This window comes from Pseudomonas sp. P108 (genome assembly GCF_032613195.1).
GTDB lineage: Bacteria > Pseudomonadota > Gammaproteobacteria > Pseudomonadales > Pseudomonadaceae > Aquipseudomonas.
Genome location: NZ_CP126691.1, coordinates 3,927,063 through 3,953,295 on the forward strand (window position 1 = coordinate 3,927,063; position 26,233 = coordinate 3,953,295).

Sequence of the window (26,233 nt, forward strand, 5' to 3'; positions counted from 1 at the left end):
TCAGGAAACCACTTGGCCAGCCGGCACTTTCAGGCCGTCATGCCACCACGCTGCGAGACTGAAGACGTTGGGCGCCTTGAGAATCGTGAAGTGGTTGCCCGGCCCGTACCACACCGCCAGATCCGCGACCTGGCGCTGCCAGCCTTCGACCATCGCCGCTTGCTCGCGCTGATTGCCCCAGGCATCCAGCGTCGGGTCATCGACCAGCGCCAGCCGCACCGGCCCGGTGTAGGCCCGTTGCGGTTGATAGACCGTGCGCAGCGCGGTGGCGAAGGTGCGGACCGGGCCGTGCATGGCCTGCGCTGACGAACGCGCAGACAACACACCGGCGCGCACCATGCCCTCGTGCAACAGGCGCATTTGCGTGGTGTCGTCAGCCCCGGCGAACGCCAGCGGATCAATGCCCAGCGACTTGCCACTGGACAGTTGCAGCGTCTCGATCAAGCGTTCCAGCGCGGCAGTCGTGGTGTACGGTTTGCCCGCCTTACCGTTGCCGCCGGGCGATTCGCTGTCGATCAGGGTCAACGACGCCACCTCGCGCCCGGCTGCCTGCAACTGTGCGGCCATGGCATGCGCGACCCAACCGCCGAACGAATGGCCGATCAGGTGCACCGGGCCTTGCGGATACAACTGCTCGACGGCTTGCAGATAACACGCGGCTGCCGCTTCTACCTGACTGTGCGGCACGCCGTTGCCATCGAGCCCGCGCGGTTGCAGACCGATGATCGGCCACTCCGGGCCCAAGGCCTCGGGCAAGTGAATGAATCCGGTGACACTGTCGCCCGCCCCCGGCACGCAGAAGATCGGCGCATGCCCGGGGTGTCCGCTCTGGATCGTCAACACGGGTTGATAAGCATGTGGTTGCGGGGCCTGTGCCGCTGCCATGGCCTGACTCAAGGCCTGGCCGAGTGCTTGAATATCCGGGTTTTTCATCATGCTGCGGTGATCCCCCGGCACATCGATGCAGCGCAGCAAACCTGTACCGACCTTGTTCTCCCAACCACGGGTCGGACTCGGCTGTGCCTGCCCCGGCATTAATCCCTGCGCGCGGAACAAGTGCACCGGCTGACTGGCCGGGCTGACCCGGTAATGCGCCAGCGCCAGGCCATGAGCGGCCTCACGATCAAAGTAACTCCAGGCATCCGCTGCACTCAGTGCGGCCAGTTCCGGGTCAGGCAATTGCTGTTCGCAGCAGCGTTGGAACAGTGCGTCAAACGCAATGAGTTCGACTTCAGCCTCCAGCCGCTCGACCTCAGCCAACGCCGGCAGCCCTTCTGCACCGCGCATCTGCGAACGCGCGCGGCAATGTTCCAGTAACTGACGTTTGTCGCGATGCTCGCCGCTCCAGCGGGTTTTATCCTGGCTGGCCGGATGCGGTGCGTAGGTATCGAGCAGGCCGACAAACGCCACCGCCTCATCGAGGCCGAGCAATTGCTGCGCGATTTCATACGCCAGCAAGCCACCAAACGACCACCCGGCCAGACGATACGGCCCATGCGGCTGCACCGAGCGGATAATCCCAACCATCCGCGTGGCCATGCACTCAAGGGTGCGCAGTTGCGGTTGCCCCAGTGGCACACCGGGCAAGCCGTAAATCGGAAACTCGCCCTCGATATGCAGGCCAAATGCAGGGAAGTACACGTCCCGTCCGCTGAACTCATGGATCAGGAACAGCGCATTGCCGCCCTCGCCCGGTCGTACCACGACCAGTCCTTCCGGCTGCGCGGGCACGGCATGGCGTTGACTGAGCAGCGCCGCCAGCGACTCGACACTCGGACGCTGGAACAGCTCCGCCAGCGTCACCTGTTGCCCCGCACGTTGCAGCAGGTTGACCAGACGAATCGCCAGTAGCGAATGCCCGCCCAACTCGAAGAAGTTGTCATGGCGCCCGACCTGCTCGACCTTGAGCACCTCGCCCCACACCTGCGCGAGCGAGCTTTCAACCTCGCCTTGCGGTGCTTCGTAGTGGCGGCTGAGCACCGCGTCCAGGCCCGGTGCCGGCAGCGCCTGACGGTCGATCTTGCCGTTGGGACTCAACGGCAAGGCGTCGAGCGCAACAAACGCTCCCGGCACCATGTACTCCGGCAACTGCTCGAGCACGAATGCGCGCAACGTGTCGATAGCAGGCACAACGTTGCCCTCGCGCGCCGTGAAATACGCGACCAGACGCTCGTCGCGCATCAGCACCACCACCTCGCGCACCTGCGGGTGCTGGATCAACCGTGCTTCGATTTCACCGAGTTCCAGACGCAAGCCGTGCAGCTTGACCTGGAAGTCGTTGCGCCCGAGGAATTCGAGGTTGCCGTCAGCGCGGTACCGCACCAGATCGCCGGTGCGGTACAAGCGATCACCGGCCACAAACGGACTGTCGATAAAGCGCTCGGCCTGCATCTGCGGCAGCCCCCTATAACCGCGCGCCACGCCGATGCCGCCGATGTGCAACTGGCCAATGACGCCGAGCGGCACCGGTTGGTCATGCGCATCGAGCACATACAGGCGGGTGTTACAGATGGCTTTGCCGATCGGCAATTCAGTGGACGGCTCGGGCATGTGCGGTTCCAGTGTCCATGCCGTGCTGTCGACCGTGGCTTCCGTCGGGCCATACACGTTATGCAGGCGCACCCACGGCAGTTGCTGGCGCACAGCACCAGCCAGCGCCGCCGTGAGTTCTCCGCCACCACAGAACACATCGGTGAGGCTGGTGCACTGACTGACATCCTGCAGTTCAACAAACTGCTGCAACAACGCCGGCACAAACTTGACCACAGTGACCCGCTGCTCACGAATCACTTGCGCCAGATAGGCCGGCTCCCGATGACCGCCCGGCCGTGCCAGCACCAGGCGCACACCGGCCGTCAGCGGCCAGAAGAACTCCCACACCGAGCCATCGAAACTGAACGGCGCTTTCTGCAACAACGCGCCATCCGGGGTCGGCGGGCAAATCTGCGAGCCCCAATGCATCAGATTGCACAAACCACGATGTTCCAGCATCACGCCCTTCGGCGTACCGGTCGAACCCGAGGTGTAGATCATGTAGGCCAGATTCGCAGGGGTCAGGCCAGGCACCTGCGGATCGGTTTCCGACTGGTCATGCCAGCTGCATTGATCAAAGTCGATCACGGCCACGTCGCTCCCGGCAAACAGCGATCGGGTGGCCGTGTGGACCAGCACCGCCACCGGCGCGCAGTCCCTGAGCATAAAGTCGAGGCGCTCCGTCGGGTAAGACGGATCCAGCGGCACGTAGGCACCACCGGCCTTGAGAATACCAAGTAACCCCACCACCAGATCGAGTCCCCGCTCGACGCACAGCGCCACCCGCGCATCCGGCCCCACACCCTGCTCGCGCAGGTGATGCGCGAGACGGTTGGCACGGACATTCAGCTCGCGATAGGTCAGGCTGTGTTCGCCCGACTGCACGGCGATGGCGTCCGGCTGACGCTGCACCTGCGCTTCGAACAGGCTCTGGACCGGTTGTTCGACCGGGCAATCGACTTGCGTCGCGTTGAAATCACCGAGCAAGCGCCGCTGTTCATCCGCCGCAAGCAGATTGACCTGCGTCAACACGGCCTGATCATCACTGACCAACGCCGCCAGCAAACGCCGCAAGTAACCGCTAAAACGCCGCACGGTCGACTCATCGAACAACGCCGTGGCGTAGCGCAGCGCACCACGGATGCCTTGCGGGTTTTCCCCCAGGCTCAGCGACAGGTCGAACTTCACAAAGTGATTTTCCCCGGCCAGACCTTCCAACGTCAGACCGCCCAACGCCAGGGCGGGCGCGACGCTGCTGTCCCAGCTCACCAGGGTCTGGAACAACGGGGAGTGGGAAAGACTGCGCACCGGCCGGGTAATCTCCACCACGTGTTCGAACGGCAGATCCTGATGCGCCTGCGCCGCCAACGTCTGCGCCTTGACCCGTGCCAGCAGCGCTGCACCGGTCAGATCGCCCGAGGTATCGATGCGCAAAGCAAGGGTGTTGACGAACATGCCGATCAACCCTTCGATTTCGGCGCGGGTACGGTTGGCCACCGGCGAGCCAATGACCACATCGGACTGCCCGGACAGGCGCGCAAGCAACATCGCCCAGGCGCTCATGAGCACCATGTACGGCGTCACGCCGTGGCGCTGACACAACGCCTTGAGACCGACGCTGGTCTGCGTGTCCAGCACAATCTCGACACTGCCGCCGTGGTGATCCTGTTGCGCCGGACGCGGGCGGTCGATCGGCAGGCTCAACAATGCCGGGGCACCGGCCAGCGTCTGCTGCCAGTAATTGCTCTGGCGCTGCAACACCTCGCCGCTGAGCCAGCGCCGCTGCCACACCGCGTAATCCGCGTATTGCAAGGCCAGCGGCGGCAGCGGATCGTCCTCGCCGTGGCTGAACGCCTGATACAACGCCATCAATTCACGGGTCAGCACCCCCATCGACCAGCCGTCGGAGATGATGTGGTGCATCGTCAACAAGAGCACATGGTGCTCATCGGCCAGACACACCAACCGTCCGCGAATCAACGGGCCGTCCTGCAAATTGAACGGTCCGCGCGCTTCAGTTTCGATCAGCGCGCGCAAGGCCTCGTCGGTCTGCGGTTGTTGTCGCCAATCCTCCTCAAGCAGCGGCAGGCCAGTGTCGACCGGGGCAATCAGCACCTGCGCTTCGTCGTTCAATTGCGCAAAACGACTGCGCAGGGTTTCGTGACGAGCGACGATCCGCGCCAATGCCCGTTGCAGGGCCACGGCGTCGAGTCGACCACGCAAATGCAAGCCCAAAGGAATGTTGTAGGCGGTGTTGCCGCCGTCCATCTGCGCGAGGAACCACAAGCGTTGCTGGGCGAAGGACAACGGCAGCGCCTGATCGCGCGGCGCCGGCAGGATCTGCGGCAAGCTGCTGCGTTCGGCCTGACTCAGCACTTGAGCGACCGCCGCCAGTTCCGGGTTGGCAAACAGATCGGCCAGCGCCAGTTCCACACCCAATTGCTGGCGCACCTGGGAGAGCATGCGCATGGCCAGCAATGAATGGCCGCCGAGTTCGAAGAAGTTGTCATGGCGACCGACCTGTTCGACCTGCAACACCTCGGCCCAGACCTGCGCCAGGCTTGCTTCCAGTGGATTGGCCGGTGCCTCGTAGACCCGACTGAGCAGCGCCTCCTGAGTCGGTGCCGGCAGCGCCTTGCGATCAACCTTGCCGTTGTTGTTCAACGGCAAGACATCGAGTTGTACCCACGCTGTCGGCAGCATGTATTCCGGCAGACGCGCGTGCAATCGGGCGTGCAGTTCAGCGCTGTCCAAGTGCTCATCGTGCGCCGTGTAGTACGCCACCAGACGCGGGCTGTCCTGCCCGTCACGGCGCGCCAGCACCACTGCTTCCTTGATGCCCGGGCACTTCAGCAAACGGTTTTCGATTTCTCCCAGCTCGATGCGGAAGCCACGGATCTTCACCTGATCGTCGTTGCGCCCAATGCAATCGAGTTGTCCCGGCGCCAGCCAGCGCGCAAGGTCGCCGGTGCGATAGAGCAACGCGCCCGGCGTCTCGCTGAACGGATCGCGGAGGAATTTATCGACGGTCAGATCCGGCCGGTTCAGGTAACCCAGCGCCACGCCCTGCCCGCCGATATACAGCTCGCCGGTGACGCCCATCGGCACCGGTTGCTGATACGCGTCGAGCACGTACACCTGCGTGTTGCCGATGGGGCCGCCAATCGGCACGCTCTCGGCGTTTTCTGCCACTTCGCGCACTTCAAAGGTGGTGGCGTAGGTGGTGGTTTCGGTCGGGCCGTAGCAATGCACGATGCGCAGCGCGGGTGCCTCGGCCAACAGTCGACGGAACGCCGCCGGATCACCACGTTCACCGCCACACAAGAGGATGCGCAAGCCCTTGAGCGCCTGCGGAATCAGTTGCACGTACTGGTTGAACAGCGCGGTGGTGACAAACAGGATCGTCGCGCCACTGGCACTCAGTTCGCGGCCGAAGGCATTCGGATCAAGCAAGGTTTGATGGTCGATGATCACCACGCGACCGCCATTGAGCAGCGGCCCCCAGATGTCCATGGTGCTGGCGTCGAACGCCGGGTTCGAGGCGAACACCACGCGATCCTGTGCATTGAAATCGGCGTAACCGTTGTTGAGCACCAAGCGGCCGATGCCCCGGTGCGGCACCATTACCCCTTTCGGCGTGCCGGTGGAACCCGAGGTGTACATGATGTACGCCAGGGCCTCGGACGACTGCACCAGGTTCGGGTTGTGCGTCGGCTGACCGTTGAGGGTCAGCGTGTCCAGATCGATACGCGGCGCGGCGTAGTCGAGGACTTCGTTGCTCAAAGTCAGCAGCGCCACCGCCCGACAATCCTCGACCATGAACGCCTGGCGCTCGCTCGGTGCATTGATGTCCAGCGGCACATAGGCCGCCGCGCATTTGGCAATGGCCAGTTGCGCCACCAGCAACTCCAGCGAACGCGGCAGCAGGATCGCCACGTGGTCGCCCGGTTGCACGCCCTCTTCGACGATCAAATGATGGGCCAGACGGTTGGCCTGAGCGTTCAGCTCAAAGTAGCTCAGCGAATGTGCGCCATGCACCGCTGCCACAGCTTTGGGATGCGCCGCAGCCTGCTGTTGGAAAACTCCGTGTACGGTCAGCGTTTGCGGGTAGTCACGCGCTGTGGCGTTGAATTCGCCGAGCAAGCGCTGACGCTCATCCGCCGCCAGCAACGGCACGCTTTCCAGCACCACTTGATCACTGGCAATCATTGCTTCGAGCAGGCGCTCGAAATAACCGATGTAACGCCTGATCGTCGACGCATCAAACAGCGCCGTGGCGTAGTTCAGCGCGCCACGAATCACCCCGTTGACCTCACCCAGTGTCAGCGTCAGATCAAACTTGGCGACCTCGCCCGGCCCGGCAACGCCCTCCAGGGTCAAATCGCCCAACGCCAGTTGCGGGCCGACGCTGCTGTCCCAGCTCAGCGTGGTCTGGAACAACGGGCTGTGGGCCAGGCTGCGCACCGGCCGGGTGATTTCCACCACCTGCTCGAACGGCAGGTCCTGGTGCGCCTGCGCCTCAAGTGTCCGCGCCTTGACCTGTGCCAGCAGCGCTTCGACGCTCGGGGCGCCCGAGGTGTCGATGCGCACGGCGAGCGTATTGACGAACATGCCGATCAGGCCTTCGACTTCAGCGTGGCTGCGGTTGGCCACCGGCGAGCCGATCACTACATCGGATTGCCCGGACAGGCGACTCATCAGCATCGCCCAGGCACTCATCAGGGTCATGAACAGGGTCGCGCCGTGACGCTGGCTCAACGTTTTAAGGCCAGTGCTCAAGCGTTCGTCCAGCAACACCTCGACGTTGCCGCCGGTGTAATCCTGCTGCTCCGGTCGCGGGCGATCGCTGGGCAACGTCAACAAGGCCGGCGCGCCGTCGAGGGTCTGCTGCCAATAGTCGCTTTGCCGCTGCAGCACTTCACCGCTGAGCCACTGACGTTGCCACACGGCGTAGTCACCGTATTGCAGGGTCAGTGGCGGCAGCGGATCAGGCTGACCGTGGCTGAACGCTTGATACAACGCCATCAACTCACCGGTCAGCACGCCCATCGACCAGCCGTCGGCGACGATGTGATGCACAGTCAACAGCAACACATGGTGATCGTCGGCCAGGCGCACCAACCGCCCGCGAATCAACGGATCGTTGTGCAGATCAAACGCTGTCGAGGCTTCCTGCGCCATCAATCCCTGCACGGTGTGCCCGGCTTGCAAGTCTTCGCGCAGGTCTTCCACGCGCAAGAGCAAACCGCTGTCGACCGGGGCAATCGACACGTGGGCGCTGTCGTCGAGGCTGATGAAACGGCTGCGCAGGGTTTCGTGGCGGGCGACGATCCGTGCCAGCGCCGCTTGCAGGGCATCAACGTTGAGGTGACCGCGCAGGCGCAGGCCGAGAGGAATGTTGTACGCCGAGTTGCCACCCGTCATCTGCGCCAGGAACCACAGACGTTGTTGGGCGAAGGACATCGGCAGCGGTTGATCACGCGGTGCCGGCACAATGTCCGGTAGCGCGCTGCGGCCGGCACGATTCAATACTTCAGCGACTGCGCTCAATTGCGCGTCGGCAAACAGATCATTCAGCGCCAGTTCCACCCCGAGGCGCTGACGGATCAGCGAGACCATGCGCATCGCCAACAGCGAATGACCGCCGAGCTCAAAGAAGTGATCGTGACGACCGACCTGCCTGACTTGCAGCACGTCGGCCCAGATCTGCGCCAGTGCGGTTTCCAGTTGGCCTTGCGGCGCCACGTATTCGCGAATCGGCAGCGCGGCCAGATCAGGTTTCGGCAACGCCTTGCGGTCGACCTTGCCATTGGCGGTCAGCGGTAAAGCCTCGAGCCGGACAAACGCGGCGGGCACCATGTAATCCGGCAACTGCATGAGCAACTGCGCGCGCAATTCAGCCACCGCCAGTGGCTCGGCCCCCGCCCGTTCGGTGAAATACGCCACCAGTTGCGGCTGGCCGGGTTGGTCCTCGCGAGCCAGTAGCACCGCTTCGTTGATACCGGGGAGCTGATTGAGGCGGGTTTCGATTTCCCCCAGTTCAATGCGCATGCCACGGATTTTCACCTGGTCGTCGTTACGCCCCAGGTAGTCGAGCGAGCCGTCTTCGCGCCAACGGGCAAGGTCACCGGTGCGGTACATGCGCGCATTCGGCAAGGGGCTGAACGGGTCTTGCAGAAAGCGCTCGGCGGTCAGATCGGCGCGGTTCAGATAACCCCGGGCCACGCCCGCGCCACCGACGTACAACTCGCCCATGACGCCCATTGGCACCGGGCGTTGCTGCTCGTCGAGCAGGTAAACCGCAGCGTTCGCCACCGGTTTGCCGATGTGCAACGCCGCACCGACGTCGATACGCCCGGAAGTGGCGACCACCGAGGCCTCGGTCGGGCCGTAATTGTTGATCACGGCGAAGCGCTGGTCGCGGTTGAACTGGCGCAAGCGGTCGCCACCAATCAGCAAGGTGCGCAAAGTCGGGTGATCGAGGTTCTGGCTGAATGCGTATTCAGCAATCGGCGTCGGCAGGAAGCTCACATCCAACGGTTGCCCGCGCCACCATTCGAGCAATGCGTCGATGTCTTCGGTGCCGTCATGGTTCGGCGCCAAGTGCAAGGTCGCGCCCGTGCACAGGGCTGGCCAGACTTCCCACGCCATCGCATCGAAGCCAAACCCGGCAAGGCTTGAGGTGTGGCTGCCAGCGCGCAGATCAAACGCTTCGCAGTGCCAGTCGACCAGGTTCGACAGCGTCTGGTGCTCGACCATGACGCCTTTGGGCAGACCGGTCGAACCCGAGGTGTAGATCACGTACGCCAGATGCGCAACGCTCAGGCCCGGCACCGCAGGGTTGTGTTGCGCCTGTGCCGGCCATGCGCACAGGTCGACATCGATCACTGGCACGGTCAGCAGCGGCAGCCTCTCGCGCAGATCGCTTTGCGTGAGTACCGCGACCGGCGCGCTGTCGCCGAGCAAATAGCTGATCCGCTCGGAGGGATGCGCCGGATCGATCGGCACATAGCCGGCGCCAGCCTTGAGGATGGCGACCAGCCCGACCAGTGTGTCCAGACCACGACGGGCGACGATGGCCACACGATCATCGGGTTTCACGCCTGATTCGATCAAGTGATGCGCCAACGCATTGGCCCGGCGATTGAGCTGCAAGTAAGTCAGTGGCTGTCCGGCAAACACCGCTGCAATAGCCTGCGGACGCTCGGCGACCTGCGACTCAAAGCGCTGGGCAATCGTCAGCTCACGCGGGTAGTCGGCTTCGGTCGCATTGAAATCCATCAGCAACTGTTCGCGCTCTGCTGCCGGCAGGATCGACAACCGATCAAAGCCCACGTGCGGCGTGTGCTCCAGCGCGTTCAGCAAAGTCATCAACGCACCCTGCATGTACCCGCAGATACGCCGTGCATCAATGCCCGCCCCGGCCAATACCTTCAGGCGGAAGTCTTCGCCGAGATCATCAACGCTGAGGGTCAGGCGATAGTTGCTGTGCTCCTCGGCATCGAGCAATTGCATGCCGTGCCACGCCGTTTGCACCTCGGCGGATATCGGCCCGACCGGGGTGCTGTGACGATAGTTGAGCAGCGTGCTGAACAGCGGCGTGCCCGCCGGCATCGCGCTGCACTGTTGCACCTGCGCCAGTTGCGCGTGCTCGTGGGCGAGCAACTGACTCAAGCGTTCGTGGGTCGCCAGTGCGGCGCCTTTGACGCTATGGGCGTTCAGCTCGATGCACAGCGGCAAGGTGTTGATGAACACCCCAAGCGCGCGTTCCGAGCCTTCACCGCCCTGCAATCTCCCGAGTAAGACGGTGCCGAAGACCACGGCGTCGCGCCCGGACAATTGCCCCAGCACCTGCGCCCAGGCGAGGTGCATCAGGCTGGCGGCGCTGACACCCAAGCGCCGTGCCTGTTGCCGGACGCTGTGGCTGATTGTGTTTTCCAGCGTCAACTGCGCTTCTTGCGCGGGACCGTCATGGGCAAGATTTTGACCGTAGGGCAAGGTCGGTTCATCGATCGCGCCGAGCATTTCGCGGAAGAAGCTTTCGTGCTCTTGCTCACTCAGACCGGCCAGGGTGTGCGCCACGTAATTGCGATACGGCACCGGCTCGCTCAAGTGTGCGGCGTTGCCCAGCAGAAACGCCTGCATCTCGTGCTGCAACACCTCGAGCGCGACGTGATCCATGACCAAATGATGGAACAGCAACAACGCAACCACGCGTTGATTGGACACATCGCAGCTGTACACCACGCGCATCAGCGGTGCCTCGGTGACGGGCATGCGGTAGTTATCGATGGTGAAGCGGTCACGCAACTGGCTCAGCGCATCGCCCGCTTCGGCGTCCAGCTGCAAGGCCTCGCAGCCCAGCGAAGCCTCACGCCAGACCACTTGCACCGGCTCTTCCAGACCCTCCCAGAACAGCGAAGTGCGCAGAATGTCATGGCGTTCGATGACCCGTTGCAGCGCAGTGGTGAAGGCTTGCAAACGCTGTTCATCGGCAAAGGCAAACTGCGCCTGCAGCACATACGGATCGCCCTGCGCGGCCGACAGATGATGGAACAGAATGCCAGTCTGCAACGGCGCCAGCGGGTAGATGTCCTGCACATTGCGCGCACCGCCGGGGATACTCGCAACAATGCGGTCAATCGTCGCTTGATCCAGCGTAATCAGTGGCAGCAAATCAGGCGTGATGCGCGTGCAGTCTGCCGGAACAAGATTTGCTGGCACCGCCGCATCGGGTTCCCCGCCAACCGCCGCGGCCAGTGCGGCCAGCGTCGGCTGGCTGAACAGCACGCGAATATCCGCCGACAGGCCGGCCCGGCGCATGCGCGCAACCAGATTGACCGCCAGCAGCGAGTGGCCGCCCAGCTCGAAGAAATGATCGAAGCGCCCGACCCGCTCAACCTTCAGCAACTCGGTCCAGATACCGGCAATCACGGTTTCAACTTCACCGATCGGCGCTTCGTACGCGCGGGTCAGCCGTGCAGTCTGGTCGGGAGCCGGCAAGGCTTGGCGATCCAGTTTGCCGTTGGGGCTCAGCGGCAAGGCCTGCAAATACACAAACACGGCAGGCACCATGTAATCCGGCAGATGCGTGAGCAATTGACTTCGCAACTGATCGTTCTCAAAACACTCGCCGCTGTAATACGCCACAAGTCGCTGATCGCCTGGCACGTCTTCACGGGCCAGCACCACCGCTTCGCGCACGCCGTCGATGTGCGCCAGGTGCGCCTGAATCTCGCCCAGTTCAATGCGCAAACCACGGATCTTGACCTGATCGTCGTTGCGCCCCAGATACTCGATGTTGCCATCGGCCAGATACCGTGCGACGTCGCCAGTGCGGTACAAACGCGCGCCAGCCTGATCACTGAACGGATCGTCGAGGAAGCGTTCGGCGGTCAGCTCAGGCCGATTCAGATAACCCCGCGCCACCTGCACGCCACCCAGATACATCTCGCCGACCACGCCCAATGGCACCGGTTGCTGATGAGCGTCGAGGATATACACGCGGGTATTGCACAGCGGTTTGCCAATCGGCGGCGCGTATTGCGGCACCGGCGCATGCGGTTCCAGTGTCCACACCGTGCTGTCGACGGTGGCTTCGGTCGGGCCATACACGTTGTGCAGGCGCACCTGCGGCAGACGCTCGCGGACGCTGCGCACCAACGCGGCGGTCAGCTCACCGCCACCACAGAACACATCGCTCAGGCTGCTGCACTCAACGACTTCTTCCACTTCAAGGAATTGTTGCAACAACGCCGGTACGAACTGGATGACATTGACCTGTTGCTCACGAATCAGTTGCACCAGCGCGACCGGATCGCGGTGATCGTCGGGGCCGGCGAGAACCAGGCGCATGCCGCAGCTCAACGGCCAGAACAGCTCCCACACCGAGGCGTCGAAACTGAACGGGGTTTTCTGCAGCAGCGCGGCGCCGGTCGAAAGCGGGCACAGCCCGGCGCTCCAGTGCAGCAAATTGCCCAGGTTACGGTGCTCGACCATTACGCCTTTCGGCGTGCCGGTGGAGCCGGAGGTGTAAATCACATAGGCCAGATTCGCCGCGCTCAAGTCCGGCACCTGCGGATTGCTCTGCGCAAGGTCTTGCCAGGTGCACCGGTCGAAATCGACCAACACGCCTGCCCACTCACCGATCAGCCCACGCGTCGGCGCATGCACCAGCACCGCCACGGGCGCGCTGTCCTCGAGCATGTAAGCGAGACGCTCGGCGGGATAACCCGGGTCCAGCGGCACATAAGCACCGCCGGCTTTGAGAATCGCCAGCAGACCGACCAACAACTCCGGCCCACGCTCGACGCAGATCGCCACCCGCGCATCGCTGCCCACGCCGCACTGGCGCAGGTGATGGGCGAGTTGGTTGGCACGACGGTTCAACTCGGCGTAACTCAAACGCAATTCACCGGCCACCACGGCATCAGCGTCAGGTGTGCGCAATACCTGCGCCTCGAAGCAACCATGAACGGTCTGCTCGAGATCGTGGGCGACGGCGGTTGCGTTCAGATCGAACAGCAGATGCTGACGCTCGTCATCCGCTAACAACGCCACCTGCTCCAGCACCGCTTGATCATTGCTGACCATCGCCTGCAACAGTCGCTGGAAGTAACCGACGTAACGCTCGATGGTCGACTCATCGAACAAGGCGATGGCGTACTCCAGCACACCGCGAATCCCGTCCGGCGACTCCGCCAGCGTCAGCGATAAATCGAATTTGGCGAAGTGGCTCGGCTCGGCGACGCTTTCCAGTGTCAGCTCGCCCAGACTCAGGCTGGCGCCGTGGCCGCTGTCCCAACTGAACATCGCTTGAAACAACGGGCTGTGTGCCATGCTGCGCAGCGGCCGGGTGATTTCCACCACTTGCTCGAACGGCAGATCCTGATGCGCTTGCGCATCCAACGTGCGCGCCTTGACCCGCGCCAGCAGCGCCTCGGTGCTCAAAGCGCCCGAGGTATCGATACGCAAGGCCAGCGTGTTGACGAACATGCCGATCAAGCCTTCGATCTCGGCGCGGGTACGGTTGGCCACCGGCGAACCGATGACCACTTCCGATTGCCCGGACAAACGACTCAACAGACTCGCCCAGGCACTGAGCATGAGCATGTACATGGTAACGCCGTGACGCTGGGCCAAGGCCTTGAGTCCGGCGCTCAGGCGTTCGTCGAGCACCACATCGACGGTGTTGCCGGCGTAATCCTGCTGTGCCGGCCGCACGCGGTCAGTCGGCAGCGTCAACAGTGCCGGAACGCCCGCCAAGGTCTGTTGCCAGTATTCACTCTGGCGCTGCAACACCTCACCGCTGAGCCAGCGCCGCTGCCACACCGCGTAATCGGTGTATTGCAGCGTCAGCGGCGGCAGTGGATCCGGTTGACCCTGGCTGAACGCCTGATACAGCGCCATCAGTTCGCGGGTCAAAACGCCCATCGACCAACCATCAGAAATAATGTGATGCATCGTCAGCAACAGCACGTGATGATCGTCGGCCAGACGCACCAGCCGTCCGCGAATCAGCGCATCGTCCTGCAAATCGAACGGCCCCGAGGCTTCGCCCTGAATCAGCGCCTGCAAGGCCTGGTCCGGTTGCGGGTGTTGGCGCAGGTCCTCGACGCGCAGCAACAGGCCGCTGTCGACCGGAGCGATCAGCACCTGTGCCTGATCATTGAACTGGGCGAAACGGCTGCGCAGGGTTTCATGGCGAGCAACGATCCGCGCCAGTGCACGCTGTAGCGCAGCGTCGTCGAGGCGGCCACGCAAACGCAGGGCCACGGGAATGTTGTACGCAGTATTGGCGCCTTCCATTTGCGCGAGAAACCACAAGCGTTGCTGGGCGAACGACAGCGGCAAGGCGCCGTCACGGGCCACCGCGACAATCTCCGGTTGCGTGCTGCGCCCGGCCTGCGCCACCGCCTCGGCAACCGCGGCCAGCTCGGCGCTGGCAAACAGATCGCCCAGCGCCAGCTCCACGCCGAGGCGCTGGCGAACCTGGGACACCATGCGCATGGCCAACAGCGAATGGCCGCCGAGTTCGAAGAAATGATCCTGACGCCCTACTCGCTCGACCTGCAGCACCTGCGCCCAGATCTGCGCCAAGGCGCTTTCCAGTTCGTTGTGCGGGGCCTCGTATTCGCGGCTGAACAACGCCGCACGCTCGGGTTTCGGCAAGGCTTTGCGGTCGACCTTGCCATTAGCGGTCAACGGCAACGCGTCGAGTCTGACGAAGGCCACCGGCACCATGTACTCCGGCAACTGAGTCAACAGGTGCGCGCGCAACTCGGCTACGGCCAGCGGTTCGACCTGGCTCTGCTCGGTGAAATACGCCACCAGGCGTGGCTGACCGGGTTCATCTTCGCGCGCCAGCAGCACCGCTTCCTGAATGCCGGGCAACTGGTTGAGGCGGGTTTCAATTTCGCCGAGTTCGATGCGCACGCCACGGATTTTCACCTGATCATCGTTACGCCCCAGGTACTCGATCGTGCCGTCGGCGCGCCAGCGTGCGAGGTCGCCGGTGCGATACATGCGCGCATTCGGCAAGGCGCTGAACGGGTCATGGAGGAAGCGCTCGGCGCTCAAGTCGGCGCGATTCAAATAGCCGCGAGCGACCCCGACACCGCCAACGTACAACTCGCCCATGACGCCAATCGGCACCGGCCGCTGCTGTTCATCCAGCAGGTACACCGTGGCGTTGGTCACCGGTTTGCCGATGTGCAAGGCATCGCCTGCCTCGATGCGTCCAGAAGTGGCGACCACGGTGGCTTCGGTCGGGCCGTAGTTGTTGATCACATCGAATTGCTGATTGCGGCTGAACTGGCGCAAGCGGTCGCCACCGATCAGCAGCGTACGCAACGTCGGGTGTTCGAGGTTCTGGCTGAAGGCGTATTCGGCGACGGGCGTCGGCAGAAAACTGACGTCCAATGGCTGCGCGCGCCACCAGTCGAGCAGCGCATCGATATCCTCGGTGCCTTCGTGAGTCGGTGCCAGGTGCAAGGTCGCGCCGGCACACAACGCCGGCCAGACTTCCCAGGCCATGGCGTCGAAACCGAACCCGGCAAGGCTTGAAGTGTGGCGCCCGGCGCACAGATCAAACGCTGAGCAATGCCAGTCGACCAGATTCGACAAAGTGCGGTGTTCGACCATCACGCCTTTGGGCAGACCGGTGGAACCGGAGGTGTAGATCACGTAGGCAAGATGTGCGGCGGTCAGGCCCGGCACCTGCGGATCAAGGGTCTCGCTCAGCGGCCAGGTCAGCGGGTCGAGATCGATCACCGGCACCTGCAGCGCCGGCAAGCGGTCCCGCAGATTATTCTGGGTGAGCACGGCGACGGGGGCGCTGTCGCTGAGCAAGTAGTGCAGACGCTCGGCCGGGTGCGCCGGGTCGACCGGCACATAACCGGCGCCGGCCTTGAGAATGGCGACCAGCCCGACCAGCGTATCGAGGCCACGGCGGGCGACGATGGCGACGCGATCATCAGGCTTCACCCCAAGCGCGATCAGGTGATGGGCCAAGGCGTTGGCATGCCGGTTGAGTTCGGCATAACTCAATTGCTCACCCAGGCACTGTGCTGCCAGCGCTTCTGGTCGCTGCGCCACTTGCGCCTCGAAACGTTGGGCAATGGTCAACGTTGCCGGGTAGTCGGCCTGAGTGACATTGAACGCCAACAGCACCTGCTCGCGCTCGGCCGCCGGCAGAATCGGCAACTGGTTGATTGCGGTATCGGGCGCCTGCTCCAGTGCCAGCACCAGACTTTCCAGGGCGCAGTGCAGGTAATCGCAGATACGCTGTGGATCGACCTCGGTGGTAGCCAGCAAGGTCAGGCTGAACGCATCGCCGAAATCATCAACGCTCAGGGTCAGCGGATAGTTGGTGCGTTCTTCGGAGCTGATCGTGCTGATGCCTTCCCAGGCGGCCAGCACCTCGGCACTGGCCGTCGCCGCCGTGTGGCTGTGACGGTAATTGAGCAAGGCACTGAACAACGGCGTCGGCGCGACCACACCACTGCAACGCTGTGCCAGGGCCAGCGGCGCGTGTTCGTGGCGCATCAGCGTGGTCAGGCGTTTGTGGGTCGCCTCCACCGCCGCACGCACGCCTTGCGCATCGACATCGACCCGCAACGGCAAGGTATTAATGAAAATCCCCAGCGCCCGTTCGGTGGCTTCGGCGCCCTGCATGCGCCCCATCAGCACCGTACCAAACACCACGTTTTGCTTGCCAGTGAGCACCGCCAGTACCTGCGCCCAGCCCAGATGAAACAGGCTCGCGGCACTCACGCCGAGCTGCCGCGCCTGCGCGCGCAGACGCTGGCCGAGCAACGGGTTGATCGGCAGGCTCAGTTCGGCGATGCCGAGGCCGTCACCCTGCACATCCTGCAAACCGTAGGGCAGCGTCGGCTCGGCAATGTCAGCGAGCATCTCGCGGAAAAAAACCTCGTGCTCGGCTTCGCTGATGCCCAGCCGCGCTTGCGCCACGTAATTGCGAAACGGCACCGGGCGCCCGAGCGCTTGATCCTGGCCGGTGAGGCAGGCGAGCAGTTCATGACGCACCACATCGAGTGCCGAGTGGTCCAGCGCCATGTGATGGAACAACAACGTCGCGACCACGCGCTGACCGTCCTCGTCCCACGCGTAGGCCAGACGCATCATCGGCGCGCACCGGACGTCCAGACGGAAATGCCGCGCATCGAAACTCTCATGCAGTTGCTGCAGCGCAGCGCTTGCGCCGTCTGCCAGCACGACCTCTTCGATCGGCAACTGTGCCTGACGCCAGACCACTTGCAGCGGCACGTCCAGCCCCTCCCAATGCACCGCCGTGCGCAGGATGTCGTGGCGATCGATGACTTTTTGCAAAGCTTGAGCGAAGTCCTGCAGACGCTCATGGCTGCTGAACGCGAAGTACGATTGCATGACGTAGGGATCGCCCTGCTCGTTGCTCGCGTGGTGATAGAGAATCCCCTCCTGCAACGGCGCCAGTGGGTAGATATCCTGCACGTTGGCGGCACCGCCCGGGACATCGGCGAGCAGGCGATCCAGGGTCGGCTGATCGACTTCAGCCAAGGTCACCATCGCGGGCGTGATGTGCGGGGTGCCGGGAAGAATGCCGTTGGCCGGAACCTCGACCTGACCGGCCTTGGTGGCCGAGTATTGCCCGGCCTTGATCAGTTCGATCAGTGCCGGTTTGTGTTCGCGCAACAGCGCCAGCAACGCCGGATCGCTCAAGGCCTGCTTGTTGCCGTTCACCCGCAGCTGATCATCGGTGACCGCCAGTTGGATGTCTTTAGCCTTCAATGTGGCCAACAGTTCGATCACGTTCACAGGACGATCTCCATTCTTTCCGTAATTGCGGCGTAGCCGGCCAGGGTCGGTTGTTCGAACAACGCCCTGACATCGGCCTCCATGCCTTCCTGACGCAACCGGCCGATCAGACTGACCGCCAGCAGCGAGTGACCACCCAGTTCAAAGAAGTGATCGTGACGCCCTACCCGTTCGACGTTGAGCAGTTCGGCCCAGAGCCGTGCGAGGGTGATTTCGACGTCGCCGACCGGGGCTTCGTATTCGCGGGTTTTCAACGATTGCTGATCCGGCGCCGGCAGGGCCTTGCGGTCGAGCTTGCCGTTGGGACTCAGCGGCAAACCCTCGAGATGCACGAACACGGCGGGCACCATGTAGTCCGGTAAGTGCTCGAGCAAATGACTGCGCAGCAGGTCGATTTCCAGGCGTTCGCCGGTGTAATAGGCGACCAGACGTTTGTCGCCCGGCACGTCTTCACGGGCCACCACCACGGCTTCCTGCACACCGTCGATCCGGGCCAGGCGTGCCTGAATTTCACCCAGTTCAATACGCAGACCGCGGATCTTCACCTGATCATCGTTACGCCCCAGGTACTCGATATTGCCGTCCGGCCGATACCGCGCGACGTCGCCGGTGCGGTACATGCGCCCGTTGGGCTGGAACGGATCGTTGAGGAAGCGCTCGGCACTCAGCTCAGGCCGGTTCAGATAACCACGCGCCACCTGCACACCAGCGATGTACAACTCGCCAATCACGCCTTGCGGCACCGGCTGCTGTTGCGCATCGAGGATGTACAGGCGGGTGTTGGCGATCGGTTTGCCGATCGGCGTGTTGTCCGGGGTCTGCTCGATGGAGCCTGCGCAATCCCAAGCGGTGACGTCGACGGCCGCTTCGGTCGGACCATACAGGTTATGCAAACCGCTGCCCGGCAATTGCAGTTTGAAACGTCGCACCAGACTGCCCGGCAACGCCTCACCGCTGCACATCACCTGCCGCAGGCCGTCGCAGCGTGTGGTGTCACTGTTAGCGAGGAATACGTCGAGCATCGACGGCACAAAGTGCAGCGTGGTGATGTTTTCGGTTTCGATCACTTCAGTGAGGTATTGCGGGTCCTTATGCCCGTCGGGCCGCGCCATGACCAGTCGCGCACCGGTCATCAGCGGCCAGAAGAATTCCCACACCGACACGTCGAAACTGAACGGGGTTTTCTGCAACACCGAATCGGCCGCCGTCAGCTGATAGGCGTCCTGCATCCACAGCAAGCGGTTGACCACACCGGTGTGTTCGTTGACCACGCCCTTTGGCTGACCGGTCGAGCCGGAGGTGTAGATCACGTACGCGCTGTGCTGGGGTGTCAGCGCCGGGATTTGCAGATTGTCGGTGGACAGGGATTGCCAGGTGTTCTGGTCAAGATCGACCACTGCCGCTTTGACATCCCCCAGCAACCCGCTGGTAGCACCGTGCACCAGCACCACGGCCGGCGCGCTGTCCTCGAGCATGTAGGTCAGGCGCTCCGGCGGATAGGCCGGGTCCAGCGGCACATAAGCGGCGCCGGCCTTGTTGATCGCCAGCAGGCCGATGACCATTTCCAGACTGCGTTCGACGCAGATCGCCACCCGCGAATCGACTTGCACGCCAAGGCTGATCAAATGCCCGGCCAAGCGGTTGGCGCGCTCGTTCAACTGCGTGTAGCTCAATGCCTGATCGCCGGCAACGACGGCCACAGTCTGTGGCGTACGCTGCACCTGCGCTTCGAACAAACCGTGCAACGTCTGCTGCAAATCGTAATCGACGTCGGTGTCGTTGAGGCCGAGCAGCAACGCCTGCCGCTCTTCGTCCGACAACACCGTCAGGCGATTCAACGCTTGCTGTGGGGTGTGCTCCAAGGCTTCAACCAGCGCGGTCAGCGCGTTGTGCATGTACTGACCGATGCGTGCTGCGCCGATGCGCGACGGCGTCATCACTGTCAGTTCAAAACCGCTGCCCAGATCGTCGACGTTGAGGGTCAACGGGTAATTGGTGCGCTCCTCGCCGGCAAGGGATTCGATGCCCTGCCAGGATTCACGCTTGGCCTCTTGTCGGGTTTCATTGTCGCTGTGCCGGTAATTGAGCATCGCGCTGAACAGTGGCGACGGCGCCGCGACACCGCTGCAACGCTGGGCCAGCGCCAGCGAAGCATGTTCGTGGGCCAACAGCGCACTGAGCCGCGCATGGGTCGCCTTGACCCCGGCGCGCACCTCGGTTTCGTCGAGATCCACGCGCAATGGCAAGGTGTTGATGAACATGCCCAGCCCGCGATCCGCGCCCGCGCCGCCCTGCATGCGGCCAAGCAGCACCGTGCCGAACACCACCCGCTCCTGAGCGGACGTTGCCGCCAGCACCCGCGCCCAAGCGAGATGGAACAGGCTGGCGACGCTGACGCCGAGCAACCGTGCCTGACTGCGCAGACGCTGCGCCACCACGGCGGGCAGTGCTTGACTGACTTCCTCGATGTCATTGCCGTCGCCGTGCACGTCCTGCAAGCCGAACGGCAGCGTCGGTTCGTCGATGTCGCCGAGCATTTCGCGGAAGAACACTTCGTGCTCTTGTTCGCTGACGCCAAGGCGGGTCTGCGCGACATAATTGCGGTACGGCACAGCGTCTACCGGCAATCGTTCATCGCCGCGCAAAATCGCCTGCATTTCTGCGCTGACCACCGCCAGTGCGGTGTGGTCCATGGCGATGTGGTGGAACAACAGCATGGCGACGACACGCTGATTGTCCGGATCGAGGGCATACACCAAACGCAGCAGCGGTGCCTGATCCAGGTCCAGACGCCAGTGCCGCGCATCGAAGCGCGCACGCAACTGATCGATGGCTTGACCCTGCGCAGGCTCCAGCGCCACGGCTTGTACCGGCAGCTCGGCACGCCGCCAGACCACTTGCACCGGCGCCGCCAGTCCTTGCCAGACAATCGAAGTGCGCAGGATGTCGTGGCGCGCCATGACTTGACGCAGCGCCGCAGCGAACCCTTGAAAACGTTCAATACTGTCGAACGCCAGACACGATTGCAGCAGGTACGGATCGCCTTTCACGGCGCTGAGGTGGTGATACAGAATCCCTTCCTGCAACGGCGCCAGCGGATAAATATCCTGCACGTTGGCCGCGCCACCCGGCACCGTGGCGACGATGCGTTCGATGCTGGCCTGATCCAGTTGCACCAGTGGCAGCATGTCCGGGGTGATGTGCGTGCAGTCGGCCGCAATCAGATTCTCCGGCACTGCAACCTCGCGACCACTGCCCACCGCGGCCGCCAGCGCGGCCAATGTCGGTTGGCTGAACAGCACGCGCACATCGGTGCTCAGATCAACCTGACGCATGCGTTCGATCAGCGTCACCGCCAGCAATGAATGCCCGCCCAGTTCGAAGAAGTTGTCGTGACGGCCGACCTGTTCAACGTTCAAGACGTCCGACCAGATCTGCGCCAGGCCGATTTCCACCGAACCTTGCGGTGCGGCATATTCGCGGCTCAGCCACGCCGTTTGATCCGGCTCCGGCAACGCCTTGCGATCAAGTTTGCCGTTGGCGGTCAGCGGCAGGGATTGCAGGCGCACGTAAGCGGCGGGCACCAGGGCCTGCGGCAACTGCGCTTGCAGATGACTGCGCAAATCCTCGATCTCGACGTTCAAACGTTCGGTAAACCACGCCAGCAACTGGCCGTCGCGCACCAGCACCACGCAATCCTGCACGGCCGCGTGACGACTCAACGCCGCTTCGATTTCCCCCAGCTCGATGCGCACACCGCGCAGTTTGACCTGATCATCGTTACGTCCCAGGTATTCGACGTTGCCGTCAGCCAGCCAGCGCGCGAGGTCGCCGGTACGGTACATGCGCGCCTGCGGTTCGTCGCTGAACGGGTCGTCGAGAAAGCGTTCGGCAGTCAGCTCAGGGCGATGCAGATAACCGCGCGCCACACCCGCGCCGCCGACATACAACTCGCCAGCGACGCCGATTGGTACCGGGCGCTGCTGATCGTCGAGCAGGTAAATCTTCGCGTTGGCCATCGGCCGACCGATGTGCAGCACCTGCCCGGCCTCGACCGCGCCAGAAGTCGCAACCACCGTGGCTTCAGTCGGGCCGTAGTTATTGATCACCGCGAAGGTCTGCTCGCGGGGGAACTGGCGCAGCTTGTCGCCACCGATCAGCAGCGTGCGCAAGGTCGGGTGGCCTAGGTCGCGACTGAACGCATATTCGGCCACCGGCGTCGGCAGGAAACTCACCTGCAACGGCTGCGCACGCCACCATTCCAGCAACTCGTCGAGGTGCTCGTTGCTCACCGTTTGCGGTGGCAGATGCAGGGTCGCGCCGACACACAGTGCCGGCCAGACCTCCCACGCCATCGCATCAAAACCGAATCCGGCGACGCTCGATGTGTGGCTGCCGGCGCGCAAGTCGAAGGCCTCGCAGTGCCAGTGCACAAGGTTCTCCAGCGTCGCGTGTTCGACCATTACACCTTTCGGCTGGCCGGTGGAGCCGGAGGTGTAGATCACATAGGCAAGATGCGCCGGGGTCAGCGCCGGCAGTTGCGGATTGCTCTCGGACAACTGCTGCCAAGTGGGATTGTCCAGATCAATCAGCGGCACGGCGCCGAGCAAATCGGCCGTCGCAGCCTGCGCCAGCACCGCCATCGGCGCGCTGTCCTGCAACAGATAGGCGATGCGTTCCGCCGGATACGCCGGATCGACCGGCACATAACCGGCGCCGGCCTTGAGGATCGCCAGCAACGCGACGAGCATGTCCGGGCCACGGCGCAGACACACGGCGATACGGTCATCGGGCTGCACGCCGAGCCCGAGCAAGTGATGGGCCAGGCGATTGGCGCGCTGATTGAGCTGAGCGTAGGTCAGATGCTGATCGCCCTGCAGCACGGCCAGTGCCTCCGGCTGCTGCTCGGCCTGAGCCTCGACCATCCGCTGAATCGTCGTGCCACGCGGGTAGGCTGCTGAGTGCTGGTTGAAGCCGACCAGCAAGTGCTCGTATTCCGCCACCGAAAGCACCGGCAAACGGTTGAGCGGGCGTTGCGGTGCTTCTTCCAGTGCGGTCACCAGATGTTCCAGTGCGGTGTGCATGTAACTGCAGATCCGCTGTGCACCAATCTCGGCGAGCGCCAGCACGTCGAGGGCAAACCCTTCGCCCAGATCATCCACCGACAGGGTCAGCGGATAATTGCTGCGCTCCTCGCCGCCGAGCATGCGCACGCCCTGCCAGATACCCTGGCCGTCGCGCGGCTGTTGTGCGGCGGCGCTGTGCCGGTAGTTGAGCAAGGCGCTGAACAGCGGCGCGGAACCGGCCATGCCAGTGCATCGTTGAGCCAGCGCCAGCGATGCGTGCTCATGCCCCAAAAGCGCTGTCAGCCGCGCATGAGTAGTTTTCACCCCGGCGCGCACGCCTTCAGCGAGATCAACCCGCAGCGGCAAGGTGTTGATGAACACCCCGAGTGTCCGGTCGGCGCCCTCACCGCCCTGCATGCGCCCCATCAACACGGTGCCGAAGACCACGTCGCGGCGCCCGGAGACCACGCCCAGCACCTGCGCCCAGGCCATGTGCATCAGGCTCGCCGGGCTGACGCCCAACTGCCTGGCCTGTTCCCGCAAACGCAGATTGAGTCCGGCATCGACCGGTTGCAGCGCTTCTTCGATGCCACGTCCGTCGCCCTGCACATCCTGCAAACCGAAGGGCAAGGTCGGCTCGTCGATATCGCCAAGCATCTCGCGGAAGAACGCTTCGTGCGCCTGCTCATCGGCGCCCAAGCGGGCCTGCGCCACGTAATTGCGGTAAGGCATCGGCGGCGTCAGCGTGTCGAGCTGATCGAACATCAATGCGTGCATTTCCCGACCGATCACGTCCATGGCGGTGTGGTCGAGAATCGAGTGATGGAACAGCACAATGGCGACGACTTGCTGTTGCGCCGGATCCTCGGCGTAGACCATGCGGATCAGCGGTGCCTGATTCAAGTCGAGGCGGAAATGCCGCGCATTGAAACGCGCCTGCAACTGCTCGAGGATGTCGCCGTCACGGCCCTCCAGAGGCACCTGTTGCACGACCATCTGTGCCTCGCGCCAGACTACCTGCTGCGGATTGGGCAAGCCTTCCCAGACCACGCTGGTGCGCAGAATGTCGTGACGCGCGATGACCTGCTGCAAATGCGTGGCGAAGGTTTGTAAACGCTCGAGACTGTCGAAGGCCAGACGCGATTGCAGCAGATACGGATCGCCCTGCTCAGCACTGAGGTGGTGATAAAGAATGCCTTCCTGCAACGGCGCCAGCGGATAGATATCCTGCACATTCGCAGCACCGCCCGGCACCGTCGCAACAATACGATCAATGCTGGCCTGATCCAGCGTGGTCAGGGTCAGCATATCCGGGGTGATGTGCGTGCAATCGGCCGCAATCAGATTGGCCGGCACTGCGATTTCCCGGCCACTGCCCAAGGCACGCGCCAGCGCGGCCAGACTCGGCTGGTTGAACAGCACCCGTACATCGGCGTTCAGACCGGCCTGACGCATGCGTTCGATCAGGCTCACCGCCAACAGCGAATGGCCGCCGAGTTCGAAGAAGTTGTCGTGACGGCCGATCTGTTCGATGTTCAGCACGTCGGCCCAGATCTGTGCCAACGCGATCTCGACCGGGCCTTGTGGCGCTTCATATTCACGGCTGAGCCACGCGTCCTGATCCGGTTCGGGCAAGGCCTTGCGGTCGAGTTTGCCGTGAGCCGTGAGCGGCAGGCTGTCCAGTCGCACATAGGCAGCCGGCACCAAAGTGTCCGGCAGTCGCGCTTGCAGATGGCGGTGCAAGTCGCCGATCTCGACCTGCTCGATGTCAGTGAACCACGCAACCAGACGCCCGTCGCGTACCAGTACCACGCATTCGCGGACCGCGTCATGAGCGCTCAACGCGGCTTCGATTTCGCCGAGTTCAATACGCACACCGCGCAGTTTCACCTGATCGTCGTTGCGCCCCAGGTATTCGATATTGCCGTCGTCCAGCCAGCGCGCGAGGTCACCGGTGCGGTACATGCGTGCGTGCGGCTCGTCACTGAACGGGTCGTCGAGGAACTGCGCAGCGGTCAGTTCCGGACGATTCAGATAACCCCGTGCAACCCCGGCGCCGCCGACATACAACTCGCCTTGCACACCGGTCGGCACTGGCTGCTGCTGGCGGTCCAGCAGATAAATCCGCGCATTGGCGATCGGCCGGCCGATGTGCAAAACCCGCCCGGGCTCGATGCGCCCGGACGTCGCCACCACCGTGGCTTCGGTCGGGCCGTAGTTGTTGATCACATCGAACGTCTGATCTCGTGGGAACTGGCGCAATTTATCGCCACCGATCAGCAATGTGCGCAGGGTCGGATGGCCCAATTCACGACTGAAGGCATATTCGGCCACCGGGGTCGGCAGAAAGCTCACCTGCAACGGCTGCGCGCGCCACCACTCGAGCAGTTCGTCGAGGTGTTCATTGCCGATCGCGGACGGTGGCAGATGCACGGTCGCGCCGACGCACAACGCCGGCCAGACTTCCCAGGCCATGGCATCGAAACCGCAACCGGCGACGCTGGCGGTGTGGCTGCCGGCGTGCAGATCAAAGGCTTCGGCGTGCCAGTGCACGAGGTTTTCCAGAGTGCGGTGCTCGACCATCACGCCTTTCGGCTGCCCGGTAGAACCCGAGGTGTAAATCACGTAGGCCAGATTCGCCGGGGTCAACCTCGACAGTGCCGGGTTGGTGTCAGGCAAGTGCCGCCAGTCGTTGGCGCCCAGATCGATCACGGGTACAGCGCCAAGCAGGTCGCGCGTCGAGGCCTGCGCCAGCACCGCGATCGGGTCGCTGTCCTGCAACAGGTAGGCAATCCGTTCTGGCGGATAATCCGCATCGATCGGCACGTAACCCGCGCCGGCCTTGAGAATCGCCAGCAGTGCGACGAGCATGTCCGGCCCGCGACGCAGGCACAGCGCGACACGGTCGTCGACTTGAACGCCGAGGCCAATCAAGTGATGGGCGAGACGATTGGCGCGCTGATTCAGTTCGCGGTAGCTGAGCTGTTGCTCGCCCTGCACCACCGCCAGCGCCTCGGGATGCGCCGCCACTTGTGCTTCGAAAAGGCGCGGCACAGTCTGTGCGGGAGGATATTCACGACCGCTGATGTTGAAACCGACCAGCACCCGTTGCCGCTCGCCCGGCGACACGATCGTCAGTTGCTGCAACGGCGCCTGCGGTGTGTACTCCAGCGCCGTGACCAGACTGTGCAAGGCGGTTTGCAAGTAGTCGCAGACCCGTGCGCCATCCACCTGCGGCACCGCTTGCACGCTCAAGCGGAAACCTTCGCCAAGGTCGTCGACACTGACCACCAGCGGATAATTGCTGCGCTCGCGCGAGC

2 protein-coding genes (1 of these 2 running past the window's edge) are annotated in these 26,233 nt (G+C 63.5%); both read right to left on the minus strand.

The features are described from left to right. The gene (locus QOM10_RS17260; protein WP_316916609.1) at positions 1-17,847 is read right to left on the minus strand and encodes a non-ribosomal peptide synthase/polyketide synthase; all 17,847 of its coding nucleotides are present in this window, start codon (positions 17,845-17,847) and stop codon (positions 1-3) included. Beyond that, positions 17,844-26,233 carry the 3' portion of a non-ribosomal peptide synthetase gene (locus tag QOM10_RS17265; protein ID WP_316916610.1) on the minus strand. Its footprint extends 4,627 nt past the window's final position, so the window shows 8,390 of its 13,017 coding nt (coding positions 4,628-13,017); its start codon lies beyond the right edge, outside the window; the stop codon is at positions 17,844-17,846. The genes QOM10_RS17260 and QOM10_RS17265 overlap by 4 nt, the downstream gene beginning before the upstream one ends.